Source organism: Mycobacterium pseudoshottsii JCM 15466 (assembly GCF_003584745.1).
In the GTDB taxonomy this organism is placed as follows: Bacteria; Actinomycetota; Actinomycetes; order Mycobacteriales; family Mycobacteriaceae; genus Mycobacterium; species Mycobacterium marinum.
Genome location: NZ_AP018410.1, coordinates 1,872,313 through 1,887,361, shown reverse-complemented (window position 1 = coordinate 1,887,361; position 15,049 = coordinate 1,872,313). Strand labels below are relative to the sequence as shown.

Annotated in this window: 12 protein-coding genes; 5 read left to right on the top strand and 7 right to left on the bottom strand. The window is 65.0% G+C overall.

Features of this window, described 5'->3' with window-relative positions; all coding sequences use genetic code 11:
- Nucleotide 1: 1 nt before the first annotated feature.
- Nucleotides 2–493, bottom strand: a complete 492-nt coding sequence (locus MPSD_RS08515) for a beta-class carbonic anhydrase (protein WP_011741665.1) — start codon at nt 491–493, stop codon at nt 2–4.
- Nucleotides 494–815: 322 nt separating this feature from the next.
- Here MPSD_RS08515 and MPSD_RS08510 point away from each other — a divergent pair, with 322 nt between their 5' ends.
- From MPSD_RS08510 to MPSD_RS08495, 4 genes are all read left to right on the top strand, one after another.
- Nucleotides 816–1,793 carry an ABC transporter permease gene (locus MPSD_RS08510; RefSeq protein ID WP_012395714.1) on the top strand — a complete coding sequence of 326 codons (978 nt, stop codon included), beginning with the start codon at nt 816–818 and terminating at the stop codon, nt 1,791–1,793.
- Entirely contained in the window at nt 1,790–2,683 is an 894-nt protein-coding gene (locus MPSD_RS08505; protein WP_011741667.1) for an ABC transporter permease, read from the top strand. Before MPSD_RS08510 ends, MPSD_RS08505 begins: the two co-directional genes overlap by 4 nt.
- Nucleotides 2,680–4,518, top strand: a complete 1,839-nt coding sequence (locus tag MPSD_RS08500; RefSeq protein WP_086085515.1) for a dipeptide ABC transporter ATP-binding protein — start codon at nt 2,680–2,682, stop codon at nt 4,516–4,518. The genes MPSD_RS08505 and MPSD_RS08500 overlap by 4 nt, the downstream gene beginning before the upstream one ends.
- A 100-nt stretch (nt 4,519–4,618) precedes the next feature.
- Nucleotides 4,619–6,256 (top strand): ABC transporter family substrate-binding protein, encoded by a 1,638-nt coding sequence (locus MPSD_RS08495; RefSeq protein WP_020788178.1) that lies wholly within the window; start codon nt 4,619–4,621, stop codon nt 6,254–6,256.
- Here MPSD_RS08495 and MPSD_RS08490 read toward each other — a convergent pair.
- The 4 genes from MPSD_RS08490 to MPSD_RS08475 all read right to left on the bottom strand — a co-directional run bounded on the left by MPSD_RS08490 (nt 6,243) and on the right by MPSD_RS08475 (nt 12,997).
- Nucleotides 6,243–7,490 carry an alpha/beta hydrolase gene (locus MPSD_RS08490; RefSeq protein ID WP_020788179.1) on the bottom strand — a complete coding sequence of 416 codons (1,248 nt, stop codon included), beginning with the start codon at nt 7,488–7,490 and terminating at the stop codon, nt 6,243–6,245. The genes MPSD_RS08495 and MPSD_RS08490 overlap by 14 nt on opposite strands.
- 89 nt (nt 7,491–7,579) lie before the next feature.
- Entirely contained in the window at nt 7,580–9,169 is a 1,590-nt protein-coding gene (locus tag MPSD_RS08485; RefSeq protein ID WP_036426795.1) for a GMC family oxidoreductase, read from the bottom strand.
- 49 nt (nt 9,170–9,218) lie between these two features.
- Nucleotides 9,219–11,849 (bottom strand): AAA family ATPase, encoded by a 2,631-nt coding sequence (locus tag MPSD_RS08480; protein ID WP_086085516.1) that lies wholly within the window; start codon nt 11,847–11,849, stop codon nt 9,219–9,221.
- Nucleotides 11,846–12,997 carry a metallophosphoesterase family protein gene (locus tag MPSD_RS08475; RefSeq protein ID WP_020788182.1) on the bottom strand — a complete coding sequence of 384 codons (1,152 nt, stop codon included), beginning with the start codon at nt 12,995–12,997 and terminating at the stop codon, nt 11,846–11,848. The genes MPSD_RS08480 and MPSD_RS08475 overlap by 4 nt, the downstream gene beginning before the upstream one ends.
- Nucleotides 12,998–13,282: 285 nt before the next feature.
- Here MPSD_RS08475 and MPSD_RS08470 point away from each other — a divergent pair, with 285 nt between their 5' ends.
- Entirely contained in the window at nt 13,283–13,786 is a 504-nt protein-coding gene (locus tag MPSD_RS08470; protein WP_036427462.1) for a SixA phosphatase family protein, read from the top strand.
- 59 nt (nt 13,787–13,845) lie between these two features.
- Here MPSD_RS08470 and MPSD_RS08465 read toward each other — a convergent pair whose 3' ends face one another.
- Together MPSD_RS08465 and MPSD_RS08460 are read right to left on the bottom strand one after the other, a co-directional pair.
- Nucleotides 13,846–14,424 (bottom strand): DUF3558 domain-containing protein, encoded by a 579-nt coding sequence (locus MPSD_RS08465; protein WP_020788185.1) that lies wholly within the window; start codon nt 14,422–14,424, stop codon nt 13,846–13,848.
- Nucleotides 14,421–14,933 carry a DUF3558 domain-containing protein gene (locus MPSD_RS08460; protein WP_223161945.1) on the bottom strand — a complete coding sequence of 171 codons (513 nt, stop codon included), beginning with the start codon at nt 14,931–14,933 and terminating at the stop codon, nt 14,421–14,423. Before MPSD_RS08460 ends, MPSD_RS08465 begins: the two co-directional genes overlap by 4 nt.
- Nucleotides 14,934–15,049 lie beyond the last annotated feature (116 nt).

Genomic DNA, 15,049 nt, shown 5'->3' with positions numbered 1-15,049 from the left:
GCTAGAGCGTGACCTCGTTGAGCTTGCCGGTGGCGACGTCGAAAACAAAGCCGCGCAATGAGACGTGCTTGGTGACAAACGGGCTGTTCTCGATGCGGCGCAGCGACTGCTTGACGTCCTCCGCCGCATCCGGGAACGCCTCGGCCGCCCACGGGGGTTTGACTCCGGTCTCGTCCTGGATTCCACGCTTGAAGTCGTCATCGGTGAAAGTGAGCATACCGCAGTCGGTGTGGTGAATCAGCACGACTTCTCGGGTCCCCAGTAGCCGCTGACTGATCGCCAATGAGCGAATGGCGTCGTCGGTGGCCACGCCCCCTGCGTTGCGAATGACGTGCGCTTCGCCTTCGTTGATGCCGAGCAGGCGATAAACGTCCAGGCGCGCATCCATGCAGGCCAAGATCGCAATGTGTTTACTCGGCGGCATCGGCAGCGGACCTTCGAAGCCACTCGCGTAATCCGCGTTGTTAGCCAGGTAGTCGTCGGTAACCGTCACGCACGTCTCCTTATATGTCCCGGCAGAAAATTTGCTACACAAAGCGAAGCCGCGCAGGAGTTTAACAACCGAATGCCCGAATTTCACCGGTGAAAATCAGCAGGATCGCAAAGCGATCGACCCACCCCCGGCGTTGCCGTACCGGCCGCCGCCCGCATCACACGAACCCGTCCCACCGAAATTGAGCGGCAACGCGTGCAGTTGCTGCAAACGCCAAAATCAGCGAGGACCGTCGACATCGGGGGCCGTCTGGTCGGCATTGTCAGCGGCGCTACACACCCGCTTCTCGCTACCCTGTCCCAATGCAACACGGTGGATGGGCATGACACGATTTCTGGCGCGCCGGTTGCTCAACTACGTTGTGCTCCTCGCGCTGGCCTCGTTCTTGACCTACTGCCTGACCTCGCTGGCCTTCTCGCCGCTGGAAAGCCTGATGCAGCGCAGCCCGCGCCCACCTCAAGCGGTGATCGACGCGAAGGCCGCCGAGCTCGGATTGAACAAGCCGATACCGGTGCGCTACGCCCACTGGGTCACCCATGCCGTTCGCGGCGACTTCGGTGTCACCATCAGCGGTCAGCCGGTCTCCGCGGAACTGGGCCGCCGCATCGGAACCAGCTTGCGGCTGCTGCTCATCGGATCGGTAGTCGGCACCGCGCTCGGCGTGGCGATCGGCGCATGGGGTGCCATCCGCCAATACCGGTTCAGTGACCGGGTGATCACCATGCTGGCATTGCTGGTGCTGAGCACCCCGACCTTCGTCGTGGCCAACCTGCTGATTCTGGGCGCACTGCGGGTGAATTGGGCGCTGGGATTTCAGCTGTTCGACTACACCGGCGAGACCTCACCGGGCGTGGACGGTGGAACCTGGGCAGCATTCGGTGACCGCCTGAAACATTTGGTCCTGCCATCGTTGACGCTGGCGTTGGGCGCCGCGGCGGGCTACAGCCGATACCAGCGCAATGCGATGCTCGACGTGCTGGGCCAGGACTTCATTCGCACCGCCCGCGCCAAGGGCCTCACCCGCCGGCGCGCGCTCATCAAACATGGGCTGCGAACCGCACTGATTCCGATGGCAACGCTGTTCGCCTACGGGGTTGCCGGACTGGTCACCGGCGCGGTGTTTGTCGAAAAGATCTTCGGCTGGCACGGCATGGGTGAATGGGCGGTCCGGGGCATCGCGACCCAGGACACCAACATCGTCGCAGCGATCACGGTGTTCTCCGGGGCCGTGGTCTTGCTGGCCGGCCTGCTCTCCGACATCTTCTATGCGGCGCTCGACCCGAGGGTCCGGGTTTCATGACCGATCAAGCCACGCAAGTCGAGTTCACCTCACGCCGCACGCTGGTGCTGCGCCGGTTCCTGCGTAACCGGGCCGCGGTGGCATCGCTGGCGGTGCTGGTGGTGCTGTTCGTGGGGTGCTATGCGCTGCCCTCGGTGCTGCCCTACTCCTACGAGGACCTCGATTTCGACGCGCTGCTACAGCCACCGAGCACCCGTCATTGGCTGGGCACCAATGCGCTAGGTCAGGACTTGCTCGCGCAGACGTTGCGGGGCATGCAGAAATCCATGCTCATCGGCGTCTTTGTGGCGGTGATCTCCACCGGAATCGCCGCCACCGTCGGTGCCGTCTCCGGCTATTTCGGCGGGTGGCGAGACCGAGCCCTGATGTGGTTGGTGGACCTGCTGTTGGTGGTGCCCAGCTTCATCCTGATTGCGATCGTCACTCCGCGTACCAAGAACTCGACCAACATGATGTTCCTGGTGCTGCTGCTGGCCGGATTCGGCTGGATGATCAGCTCCCGCATGGTGCGTGGCATGACCATGAGCCTGCGCGAGCGCGAGTTCATCAGAGCGGCAAGGTATATGGGCGTTTCCAGCCGGCGGATCATCACCGGCCACGTGATACCCAATGTGGCGTCGATTCTGATCATCGACGCGGCACTCAATGTCGCGGCCGCCATCCTGGCCGAAACAGGCTTGAGCTTCCTCGGTTTCGGCATCCAGCCACCGGACGTGTCGTTGGGCACCCTGATCGCCGATGGCACCCAGTCGGCAACCACGTTCCCGTGGGTGTTCCTGTTCCCGGCCGGGGTCCTGGTGTTGATTCTGGTCTGCGCCAACCTGACCGGTGATGGCTTGCGCGACGCACTGGACCCGGCCAGCAAGACGCTGCGAAGTGGTGACCGATGAACCCGCTGCTCGAGGTGACCGATCTGGCCGTCACCTTCCCCACCGAGAACGATCCGGTCACCGCCGTGCGCGGCATCAGCTACCAGGTAGCCCCCGGCGAAGTGGTCGCGATGGTGGGCGAATCCGGATCGGGCAAGTCCGCGGCGGCCATGGCCGTAGTCGGTCTGCTACCCGAGTACGCCAAGGTCCGTGGCTCGGTCCGGTTGCAGGGCACCGAGCTACTGGGGCTGGCCGACGACGCGATGTCGCGGTTCCGCGGCAAGGTGATCGGCACCGTGTTCCAGGATCCGATGTCCGCTTTGACCCCGGTCTACACCGTCGGCGATCAAATCGCCGAAACCATCGAGATACATCAGCCCACTTTCAGCAGGAAGGCGGCGCGGCGGCGTGCGGTGGAGCTGCTTGAACTGGTTGGTATCGCACAACCCGAGCGACGCGCCCGCGCGTTTCCGCATGAGCTTTCCGGCGGTGAACGCCAACGGGTAGTCATCGCCATCGCCATCGCCAACGATCCCGATCTGTTGATCTGTGACGAACCCACCACCGCTCTGGACGTGACCGTGCAGGCCCAGATCCTCGACGTGCTCAAGACGGCTCGGGATGTGACCGGGGCCGGAGTGCTCATCATCACCCACGACCTGGGTGTGGTTGCCGAGTTCGCCGATCGAGCGCTGGTCATGTACGCCGGGCGAGTTGTGGAAAAGGCTACGGTCAACGACCTCTACCACAATCGCCGAATGCCTTACACCATCGGACTATTGGGTTCAGTCCCCAGGCTCGATGCCCCGCAGGACACCCGATTGGTGCCAATCCCGGGTGCCCCTCCGTCGCTCGCCGGCCTCGATCGGGGCTGCCCGTTCGCACCCCGCTGTCCCTTGGTCATCGATGAATGCCGCTCCGACGAACCCGAGTTGATCGAGGTCGGCCAGAATCACCGGGCTGCCTGCATTCGCACCGATCAGGTGAACGGGCGCAGCGCCGCCGACATCTATGGCGTGCAGACCGAGGCCACCGAGCCGGCGCCCGCCGACTCATCGGTGGTCGTCCGGGTCAGCGACCTGGTCAAGACATATCCGCTGACCAAGGGCGTGCTGCTGCGGCGATCGATCGGCGAGGTGCGCGCGGTCGACGGCGTGAGTTTCGAACTCCGCCAGGGCCACACGTTGGGCATCGTGGGTGAGTCTGGATCAGGAAAATCCACTACCTTGCATCAGATTTTGGAGCTCGCCGCGCCACAATCGGGATCGATCGAAGTTCTGGGCACCGATGTCACCACTTTGACCGCGTCGAGTCGCAGAGCGCTGCGACGCGATATCCAGGTGGTCTTTCAAGATCCGGTCGCCTCACTGGACCCGCGGCTGCCGATCTCCGATTTGTTGGCCGAACCACTGCAAGCCAACGGCTTCAACAAGACCGATACCCAGGACCGGGTTGCCGAACTGCTTGACATCGTCGGGCTGCGTCGTAGCGATGCCAGCCGCTATCCCGCCGAATTCTCCGGCGGACAGAAGCAACGGGTCGGTATCGCACGAGCGCTGGCGCTGCAACCCAAGATTCTGGCGCTCGACGAACCGGTGTCCGCCCTCGACGTCTCGATCCAGGCCGGAATCATCAACCTGCTCCTGGACCTGCAAGCGCGGTTCAAACTGTCGTACCTGTTTGTCTCCCATGACCTCTCAGTGGTCAAACACCTCGCCCATTCCGTGGTCGTCATGTTTGCCGGCAGCATCGTCGAGCAGGGCAACAGCCAGGAGGTTTTCGGCAATCCGCAACACGAGTACACACAGCGTCTGCTGGGCGCGGTGCCACAACCGATTCCGGGCAATGCTGACTAACGCAGATCGGCATGACGGCGTCCAGCCCGGGCCTGGCGCGAGGTCGCGGCGGCCGACTCGCCCCTGGGCACGGCGTCGAATCCGGTGTGCCGGTGCCGCATTGCTCACCGTGACGCTCCTGCTTGCCGGCTGTTCGGCCAGCACCCAACTCCCCGCCGCGACCAGCGGGTCCACCGCGGTCGGCAGCAGCAGCGATATCAACCCGCAAGATCCCGCCACCCTCGAAGACGGTGGTGACCTGAGGCTCTCGCTCACCGACTTCCCACCCAATTTCAATATCTTGCATATCGACGGCAACTCGGCGGAGGTTGCGGCGATGGTCAAAGCCACTCTGCCGCGGGCCTTCATCATCGGTCCAGACGGTTCGACGACGGTCGACCACGACTACTTCACCAGCGTCGAACTCACCAAGACCAACCCGCAAGTGATCACCTACACCATCAATCCCAAAGCATTCTGGTCTGATGGCACGCCGATCACCTGGCGTGACATCGCGAGTCAGATCCACGCGACCAGCGGCGCGGACAACAGATTCGAAATCGCCTCGAGCGGGGGCTCCGACCGTGTCGCGTCAGTGACCCCGGGAGTCGATGATCGTCAAGCCATGGTGACGTTTGCCAAACCCTACGCGGAGTGGCGTGGGATGTTTGCCGGCAACGGGATGCTGCTGCCCAGCAGCATGACCGCCACGCCCGAGGCGTTCAACAAGGGACAACTCACCGGACCCGGCCCCTCCGCAGGCCCGTTCATCGTCACCTCACTGGACCGCAGCGCACAGCGAATCGTATTGACTCGCAACCCTAAATGGTGGGGAAAGAAGCCGCGCCTGGACAGCATCACCTACCTGGTTCTCGATGACGCCGCGCGGATACCTGCCCTGCAGAACTTCACCATCGACGCGACCGGGATCGGTTCACTCGATCAACTCACCATCGCCGAGCGCACCAAGGGGATCTCGATCCGGCGCGCGCCGGCTCCCAGTTGGAGCCATTTCACCCTCAACGGTGCCCCGGGAGCGGTCCTCGCCGACCCGGCGCTGCGGTTGGCCGTCTGCAAGGGGATCGACCGCCGGACGATAGCCAAAGTGGCACTATACGGCCTGACCAATGATCCGGCGCCGTTGAACAATCATGTTTTCGTCGCCGGGCAGGAGGGCTATCAGGACAACAGCAGTCCCTACGATCCGGAGCAGGCCAAGCGGGAGCTCGACGCCCTGGGCTGGAAGCTCAACGGCAAGTTCCGGGAGAAAGACGGCCATCAGCTCGTCGTCCGCTTGCTGTTCTACGAAGCTCAGAGCAGTCGCCAATTCGCGCAGGTCGCTCAGTACAGCCTGGCCCAGATCGGCGTCAAACTCGAACTGCAATCGAGGTCGGGCAGTGGCTTTTTCAGTAACTACGTCAATGTCGGGGCCTTCGACATTGCGCTGTTCGGCTGGGTCGGCGACGCTTTCCCCCTCTCCTCGCTCACCCAGATCTACATGTCCGACGGGGAAAGCAACTTTGGGAAGATCGGCAGCCCACAGATCGATGCGGCGATCGAGCGGACGCTGCAGGAGCTGGATCCGGCCAAGGCCCTCGCGCTGGCCAATGAGGTGGATAAGCTCATCTGGGCCGAGGGGTTCAGCCTGCCATTGACCCAATCACCGGGAACGATTGCCGTCCTCAGCACGCTGGCAAATTTTGGCGCCAGGGGCCTCGCCGATCTGGATTACACCGCGATCGGATTCATGCGGAGCTGACCCGGCGATGCAGCAGCGGCGCCGGTAGCGCGTGCTCCGCCATAGCCGCCAGTTCGATCGCTTTCCACAAGGCGCGGATCGGCAGCCGCGCCGGCATTGCGTCCAGCTCCGCCCCTCGACCGGTGAGCGCTCCGAACTCCCCCCGACATACCGCCCCGGCAATGGCCAGGGCCGCGGGCTCACGGAAGTCAAGGGCGCTGTGCGCCATGGTCGGTAGCTCTATCAGCACCGCGTTGGGCAGCAATGATGCGATATGTTCGGCGACCATGGCCGGGGTAGTGAGATCGTGCCCGCCCGAAACAACCACGGTTGGCCAGCCGAATCTGGGCATCTCGGCCACCAAGTCGTACGGCTCGGACTCGAACTGATCTGTCGCCGCAATAGTTTCGCGAATCGCCTGAGCGGGATCGAGCGGTAGGCCGTCGGGCTCGGCCGCGTAGTCCAGTTCGCGGAACGCGATGCGACCGACCAGGTCCATCTCGTAGCGGTACGGCACCTTGCGTGCATACATGGCAGAGAACCGGAAAAGCACGTGCCACAAGATCATCCGGCCGCACAGCAGGAGATCCAATTGGCGTTCCAGAAGCCGCGCTCCGCCGTACCCGTAAACCGCCGCTGCGACCTTGGATGCGCGGGCCGTCATCACCCCGGCATCGACCAGCTGCCGAACCTTGGCCGCCAGCGCAGCGGTCTCCGGGCTATCCCCGTCGAGTAGCCGCCTACGAATGGTCTCGCGCGCAAGCGCAATGTCATCGCGAGACAGCAACGGCGAATCGAGAATCATCGACCGTACCCGGGCCGGGTGACGGACGCCGACTCCAGCGGCAATGTAGGTGCCGTATGACGTGCCGTAGATGACAGCCGAGTCGACATGGGCGTCATCGAGCACCGCGGCAATATCGTCGACGACCTGATCGATTGTGAAAGCTTCTGGCGGTAGGTCGGCTCCGGAGTCATCGTGGCGCGACATCCCCACTCCGCGGTGCTCGATCATGATGACATCCAGACCGGCAGCGGCGGCACGCCGGCGCAACCCCTTGTACACCAGCATCGACGCCACTCCCGGCCCGCCCGGGATGATGACCAGCGGATGCGCCGACTTTCGGCCGGCGCGCACGTAGTACAGATCAAACTCGCTGTCGTTGCCCGGCGACACCGGCCGGCGCACCGGCCGCACACCCGGCATTCCCGCGAGTTTCTCGTGCGCCCGGCGCCGTTTGTCGCTCATCGTCATCGGCGTCGGCCCATCATGGGCAGTATTCTGCCCAGACGGGCTGTCGTCGGCAGCTCAAGGGGCCGCCGGTTGGGCCCCTAGAGCCCGGCTCAATTGCGGATCAGGTCGGCAGCCTTGGCGCCTATCAGCACCGATGGGGCATGAGTGTGTCCACGCACCGTGCTCGGCATCACCGACGCGTCGGCGACGCGCAGGCCGTCGACCCCGCGCACCCGTAACTGCGAATCCACCACGCTCGCCTCGTCGCTGCCCATCCGACAGGTACCCAAGGGGTGATACAGGGTGTGCGAACAGGTGGTGAGGGCCAACTCGAGGGTTGCTTCATCGAGCTCGCTGCTGTTGTGCGGCCGCGCCACCGGCCCCAGCAGGCCGCGGAGCGCGGGCGCCTGGGCGATACGTGCGCAGATCCGCAGGCCTTCCATCATCGCGACACGGTCCACACCGCCGGGGTCGGACAGGTAGCGGGCTTCGATGATCGGCTTGGCATGGGGATCGGCAGACCGAAGCGTGATCTGACCCCGGCTCTGTGGGGCAACCAAGATCGGCCCGAAAACCACGCCGTGGCCCGGCGGGTGCGCGGGCAGTCCTTCGTCGTAGAACGGTGCCGGCGCGAAGATCAGCTCCAGGTCGGGTAGGTCCAGACCCGGCCGGCTGCGGACGAATCCGTATGCTTCGCCGACGTTGGAGGTCAGCATGCCCCGGCGCCGCAACAGATAGTTGATCAGCCGCATGGGCTTTTCGGCGGCGGCCAGACTGTCCCCGGCAACGTCGAAGCCCAGCGGCGTGATGAGGTGGTCCAGTAGATTCTGGCCCACTTCTGGCGCGTGGTAGACGGTTTCGATTCCGTGATCGGCGAGATGACTACGGTCTCCGATGCCCGAGAGCATCAGCAGCTGCGGGCTGTTGACCGCGCCGCCGCAGAGCACGACCTCCCGGCGGGCATGCACCGTGCAGTGTTGCCCCTCGCGCTGGTACTCGACGCCAGTCGCCCGGGTACCGTGGATGACGATTCGGGTCGCCGTCGCACCGGTGAGGATGCTCAGGTTCCTGCGCCCCATCGCCGGTCTGAGATACGCGTCGACGGTGCTCCACCGGGAGCCGCGGCGCTGAGTGACGATCGTTTCGCAAAAACCTTCCGGCTCTGCGGAATTCGGCTGCACCGGCGGGAACCCACAGTCGCGTGTGGCGGCCAGCCAGGCCGCAGTCAGCGGACTCGGACTCCGTTGACGGGAGATCTGTAGCGGACCCGTCACACCGCTGTCGTCACCATTGACGAAGTGCCAGGCGGCAGTGACGTCTTCAATCTGGCGGAAGTAGCCGAGCAGCTCGCCGTAGGACCAGTGCGAGCCGGCGAGCCGAGCCCATTCGTCATAGTCGGCGGCAAAGCCGCGCACCCACATCATCGCGTTCATCGAGGACGAGCCGCCGAGCACCTTGCCCCGGGGCCAGTAGATCTCGCGCCCGCCCAGCTGCGGCTCCGGTTCGGTCGTGTAATCCCAGTCGACTTCGCTGCGGAACAGCTTGGGAAACGCCGCCGGAATCCCGATGAAGCGATTCTTGTCGCTCGGCCCGGCCTCGAGCGCCACCACCGAGGTGCCCGAATCGGCGCTAAGCCGATTGACCACCGCCGCCCCAGCTGAGCCCGTACCGACCACTACGTAATCGCACTCAATGTCCACCGCTCATCCCCGTTTTGGGATCAGTGTATGACGCGGGGCGGCCCGATCACTAAAGATTCAGATCGATCCGGTGCGCGCCGGCGACACCGTCGTATCGGTCAGGGCTGCACGTCAGCACGATCACCTGACCATGGGTTCCCACGGTATCGAACACTCCCCCCATCTTGGCCAGGCGGTCTGGATCGGTGAATCCCAGCGCATCGTCTACCACCACCGGAACGGTGTCCTCCTTGGCCACCAGCGCCGCGCCCGCAAACCGGGCCAATATGCCGAGCTGCTCTTTGGCGCCGCCGGACAACGACTCGTAAGGCACCGTGACATCGTCGAGAGTCCGGCTGCGGATCCGTAGATCGCTAGCGACATCGACCTCGAACGTGGGCCCGAACACCGGGCGCCCGAGTCGCTGTAGCTCCATTCGATAGGGCTCGACGTAGCGCTGCCGGGTGGTATCGCGATGCCGTGTCATCACCGATCGCAACAGCTGGGCGGCTCTGGCGCGGCGTCCGATGCGGGCGTGCTGACTAGCGGCATGCTCACGTTCGGTCTCTGCCGCATCAAGCTTGCTCTGCCGACCTTCGCTGCCGAACACCGAGAGTTCGACGCTGATGTCGCGCAGCGCGGCGACAACGGCATCGTGGCGCTCATCCAGTGACTGCGCGATCTCGGCGGCTTCCCGTGCTTCGGCGGCTACCGCCTCGGGCTCGGCCGCGTCCAGCACTTCGGTCAGTTCGGCGAGTCGACGCTGCGACGCCTGCAGCACGTGCAGATCGGCATCGGCCGCCGACGCGAGGTCGGCATCGCTAACCGCGGCCCGCGCGGTGGCCAGCCGCGAGGTGGCCGCTTCGACTTCGGCCCGCCCGTTTTCCAGCCTGCTCTGCAAAACCGTGGCCGAAGTAGAGGTTTCGGCGAGACGCCGGCTTGCCGCGAGAGCGAGCTTGCGCTGATCCTCGCACTGCTTGCCGGCCGTTATCCGGGCGGCCTCGGCCGCCTCGAGTTCGGCACGGGCAGCCGTGGCATCGGTCGCAAACAGATCGGGCTCAGCGGGCTGGCTGGCCTGCAGCTGTGCAAGCCGGCAGCGGAGTTGGTCTACCTGCTCGTCACCACACAGCCCGGCCAGGGTGGCGTTCAACTGGTCGCGGCGCCCCAACAGTTCGCGGCGGCGCTGTTCGACCGATCGGGCCTCCGCCAAGGTTGCCACGCCGCCCGCGGCCAATGCCACCGCAAGTTCTTCTTGTGCTGCAACATATTTGGCCTGCGCCTCCAGCGCGGTCGCCCCCTGGGTGATCCGCGCCGTCAGGACCCCGGGGACCTCGACCTCCGCGGGGCCGGTGGCCGTCATCGACCAACTCGAACCCGCCGACAACTGCACCCGTTGACCGCCAACCACCAGCTCGATATCGGCGGCCGCAGTGAACTCCACCGCCGCGGAAATCAACGCGAGTTGCCCGTCCACCCGATCCACGCTCGCCGCAGCGGATTCGATTCGTTTCAGCAGCGCCTCGGTAAGTGTCACCTCGGATAGCTGGGCGCAGACCCGGTCATGGTCACACTGGACCTCTCCGATCCTGGCCAGTCGGGCGCTCAACCGTTGCGCCTGTTCGCGGTCGGCGATCTGGTCGAGAGAGCGCCGGGCGGCTTCGGCACGGCGTTGAACCGCCGTCAGGCTAGCCGTGGCTTCCTCGACCGCGACGTCGCACCGCTGCGCATCGGCGCTCGCCATCGCCCGCTGGTCGGCGGCGTGCTGCGCATCGATTTGCAGGGCCTCGAGCGCCTTGGCGCGACTGTCGATTTCCTCGCACAGGGCACGCCGTTCAGCATGAGCGGCCGCCGAAGCCGAGCTGGTTGCGGCCTTCGCAGCGGTGACGAGCTTGGCCTCATGCGCTTCTGCCTTCAGCCCCGCGACCTTGTCGGCGGCCTGCCGCGCAGCCGCCAGCCGGGAACCGGCTGCAGCCAACTTCGGCGCCAATTCGGCTGCCTGCCTAGTTAGTTCACCATGGCGACTGATGCGCTCGTCGACCTCGGATACCGCCGCGGCGCACTCCGCTACCGCAGTCTCGGCTCCGCTCAGCCGAGCGAGGGTTGCCGCCCATTCGCCGGTGGGACGTCCGGTTGGGGTGAAGTAGCGCGAATACTCGGCATCGATGCGTTCAATCAGCACTGGCTCGGCACCCGAGAGCGCCACGTCGGTGGCCGAATGGGCGGCGGCAATATCGAGCGCGCGGGAAAGCGCATCACAGCTGGACAGATCCACCGCCGTGGTCGACGCGGCCTGCAGCACCCGCTGGGCACGCCACAACTCGGTGTCCACCGTCTCCGCCAAGATCGCCCGGACCCGCTCATGGGCTTCGTCGCCGGTCAACTGTTCGCGACGAGGCGCCAGCACCGTCAGCTGTGTTTCACACTTCTTGTGAAAACGCTTCCGGTAGACGAAACGGTAAGGACCACTGCTTATTTCGGCAGTGACCTCGGATCCGACGTCGGCATTGGTCGGTTTGACCTGCTTGATTTCCTTTTTCGCCGAGCGATCCTTGAATTCCAGTAGGAGATCCAAAGCCTCGATCATCGAGGACTTTCCAATCTCGTTGGCGCCGCACACAACCACCACACCGTGGTCTGGAAACTCGATCTCCCGATGCGCGATCCCGCGGTAGTTGGTCAGTACCAGCCGGTGCAACTTCATGCCGCGCCCCGATCTGTGAGCCGCAGCAGCAGAGCCAACGCCGCCTGAGCATCGACTGCGGATCCGTCGGCACCCGAACGAGCGGTTGCGACCAACTCGTCAACGGCGGCCGCAGCGAAACCGCCGATGCCGAGGTCGCTGAACTCACCATCCGCCGGAATCACGGCCAGGTCGGTGTGGCGTTCCCACAGGCCCAGCCAGGCGAACAACCGCGCATACCTGTCCAGGCACGCATCCAGCGCGGCACGGTCGGTGACGGTCAACGAACCGGTCAGGGCCAACCGCACCACGGTGCGGTCCTTGTCGGTCATCAGATCCAGATTCAGATCGAGGTCGGCAATGTCACGGCTGGTGTCCACTTCCCGGCGCAGCGTGACAAACCGCCAGCAGCCGACCCGCCTGGCTGTCACCGAGACCGGGCGGCACGGGTCGGTTTCGTCAATGTCGACGACGAGGACGTGGCCGGGGTCAGATTCGACGTCGTCGAAGTTGGTGACTTCCGGCGATCCCGAGTACCACACCCTGCCGCTGCCACCAACCTGAGTCAGCGAATGCTTGTCCCCGAGCGCCACATAATGCAACATTCCTCGCGCCACCGAGTCCTCGAGCCCAGCGAGCCGGATCAGCGAGGGCTTGCCGGGATCCGGGTCCAGCGCATCGATTCCCCCGTGGGCGACCAGCACTCGGGTGCCAGCCCCTTCGGACAGTCCCGCCAACACGTCGGCGACAAGATCGGTGGTGGGAGCCTTGGACCGCCACGGAGCGGCGACAAGCTCCACTCCCGGACGCACTTGGTGACTACCGCAGCGATCGAGAACGACAACGTTGTCCGGACATTCAGTACGAAACAGTGCGCCGGTGTATACCGAAGAAGCGTCCAGCGGGTCGTGATTGCCCGGAAGCAGGTAGACCGGAACACCGATGGCGCGCATGGCCTCCAAGGACTGGCTGATGACCTGGGGCGTGAGCTGATTGTGTTCGAAGACGTCACCGGCCACAACCACGAACTCGGCACCCACCTCGGCAGCCAGCGCCCCCAGACCGGCCACCGCATCGCGGCGCGCCGCCGAATAGCGCGGCTGCGCGTCACCGGCGAGAAAGTGGCGGGTCATGCCCAGCTGCCAGTCGGCGGTGTGCAGGAATCGCATCCTGGTGACCTCCTAGCGAAAAAGCGTGTCTATCAGGGCAACGCGAGTGTAGGTCTGGGCACCGACAAGACGCGGGACCTCGCCCGGCAGGTTCGGCTCGCAAGCGGTCGGCACGGGATCGAGGACCCACGCCGCCCGCCGTAGTCGAACATCCATTCGCATCGCGGGCAGCGCAGAGCGGGTCGCCATCTGGTGCGCGGCGAAGTGCGCACGGTGTTCGCCACCGAGCTGATGATTCGCACGCGCGTCGGTGCCGCCAACCCGGTTGGCCTTAGGGTGGGCCGAATGAGTGACCGGCACACGCTGTTGTTGATGCGGCATGCGAAATCCCAATATCCGCCTGGTGTGGCTGACCATGAGCGACCGTTGGCACCGCGCGGGCGTCGCGAGGCCGGATTGGCCGGAGACTGGCTGCGCGGCAATGCGCCAGCCGTCGACGAGGTGTTGTGCTCCACCGCGATCCGTACCCAAGAGACGCTGGCACGCAGCGGTATCGATGCACCGGTGCACTATTCCCGGCGGCTCTATGGCGCCGTGCCCGGCACGCTGATCGGCGAGATCAACCGGATTGGCGAGGACGTCGCGACCCTGCTCGTCGTCGGGCATGAGCCAACGATGTCCGAGGTGGCACTGGGCCTCGCCGGCGCCACCGGCACCGACGCTGCCGCCGCCGAACGGCTCTCGGCGAAATTCCCGACGTCGGCGATTGCGGTGCTGCAGGTGGCCGGCCGCTGGGAAGATCTCGAACTCGGTGGCGCTGCCCTCATCACGTTCCACGTGCCGCGCTAGCGAACCGTCGCCCGACGCGGACACCCGGGGGTAGCACCCATCCCCGGGTGTCCCGCCAGTCAGGAGTTGGTGGCCAGCGTCAGCTCCATCAGCTTGATGGCCTGCGAGCAGGCATCGATACCGGGGGCCTGAGGATTGACCCACCAGCCGACAACTCCGGCGGCGTCGCTTGCCACGCCGCATGCGCCGTTGGGGTCATTGGGTCGCATCACAATCGAGTCGACGCCCTGAATGGTGCGACTCTCGACCTGATACTTCAGTCCCTCGGCCACCTTGCGTTCGTTGCTCAAGCTGCCCTGCTCGAACCAGTACCGGGTGATGTCGATCAGCCCGGCCGGGTTGGCCGCCCGCCAGCGGCAGATCGCGCCGACGAACGTGCTCTGAATGTCGAGCGGATCGGCGCCCACCGTCTTGGCCAGGATGTCGGTGGTCAGCACTTCACATTCTTTGAGCAGGTTGGGGTACTGCTGCTCGGAATTGTTGTTGCGTGGGACCCCACCCCCGCCCGCTTTGATGGCGTTGCCCGAAATCGACCTCGAGCAGCCGGTTATCGACACCAGCACCGCCAGCAGCACGGCCGCCGCGCGCAGGCCTGCACCATTACCGCGCCGAGATCCACGACGCATCCCACCGCTCATTTCGAGTTCGCAATCGACTGACGAGTGAGTTCCCTGGCGACGTCACACGGCAGCGGGAATGGCTTCTGGTTGAAGCTCACCGACCATTCGATGAAGTCGTCCTGGAACTGGATCCCTACCTCACACAACGAGTCGCCCAGGGTGGGCTCGTTGCCGATGGCGATGAAGCCGCTGTGGCCGTCGATGTTGATGTCCTCGACACTCGCGCGGGAGAGCTCCTCGGTCTTGCGCTCACGACCGATTGGACTGCCGCGGTACCAGGAGAAGGAGAAGTGCGGGCCCATGATGCCGCCGCCCGCCAACCACTGGCACCCCACCGAGTTCTGAGCCGTGTTGATCAGGCCACTGATCCTGGTCAACTGTGTCACTGTCTGGTCGCTGACACCGCCGCACTGCGGAAAGAACGGTCCGTGACGGCCCTCGGAGCTGCCCGGGGTCGACGAAGCCGTCGCACCGGGATTGTTGTCACCGGAATTGGAGCACCCTGCAACTGCGGGACTCAGAGCCATCAATGCCGCCGCAGCCAGGGCCAGCGTCGTCAAATTACGCCGCACCGCTTACCTCTCTACTGCTGGTCACAGCATGCACTGTAGCCGCAGCCCCGCGGGTCAACCACCGACACGCC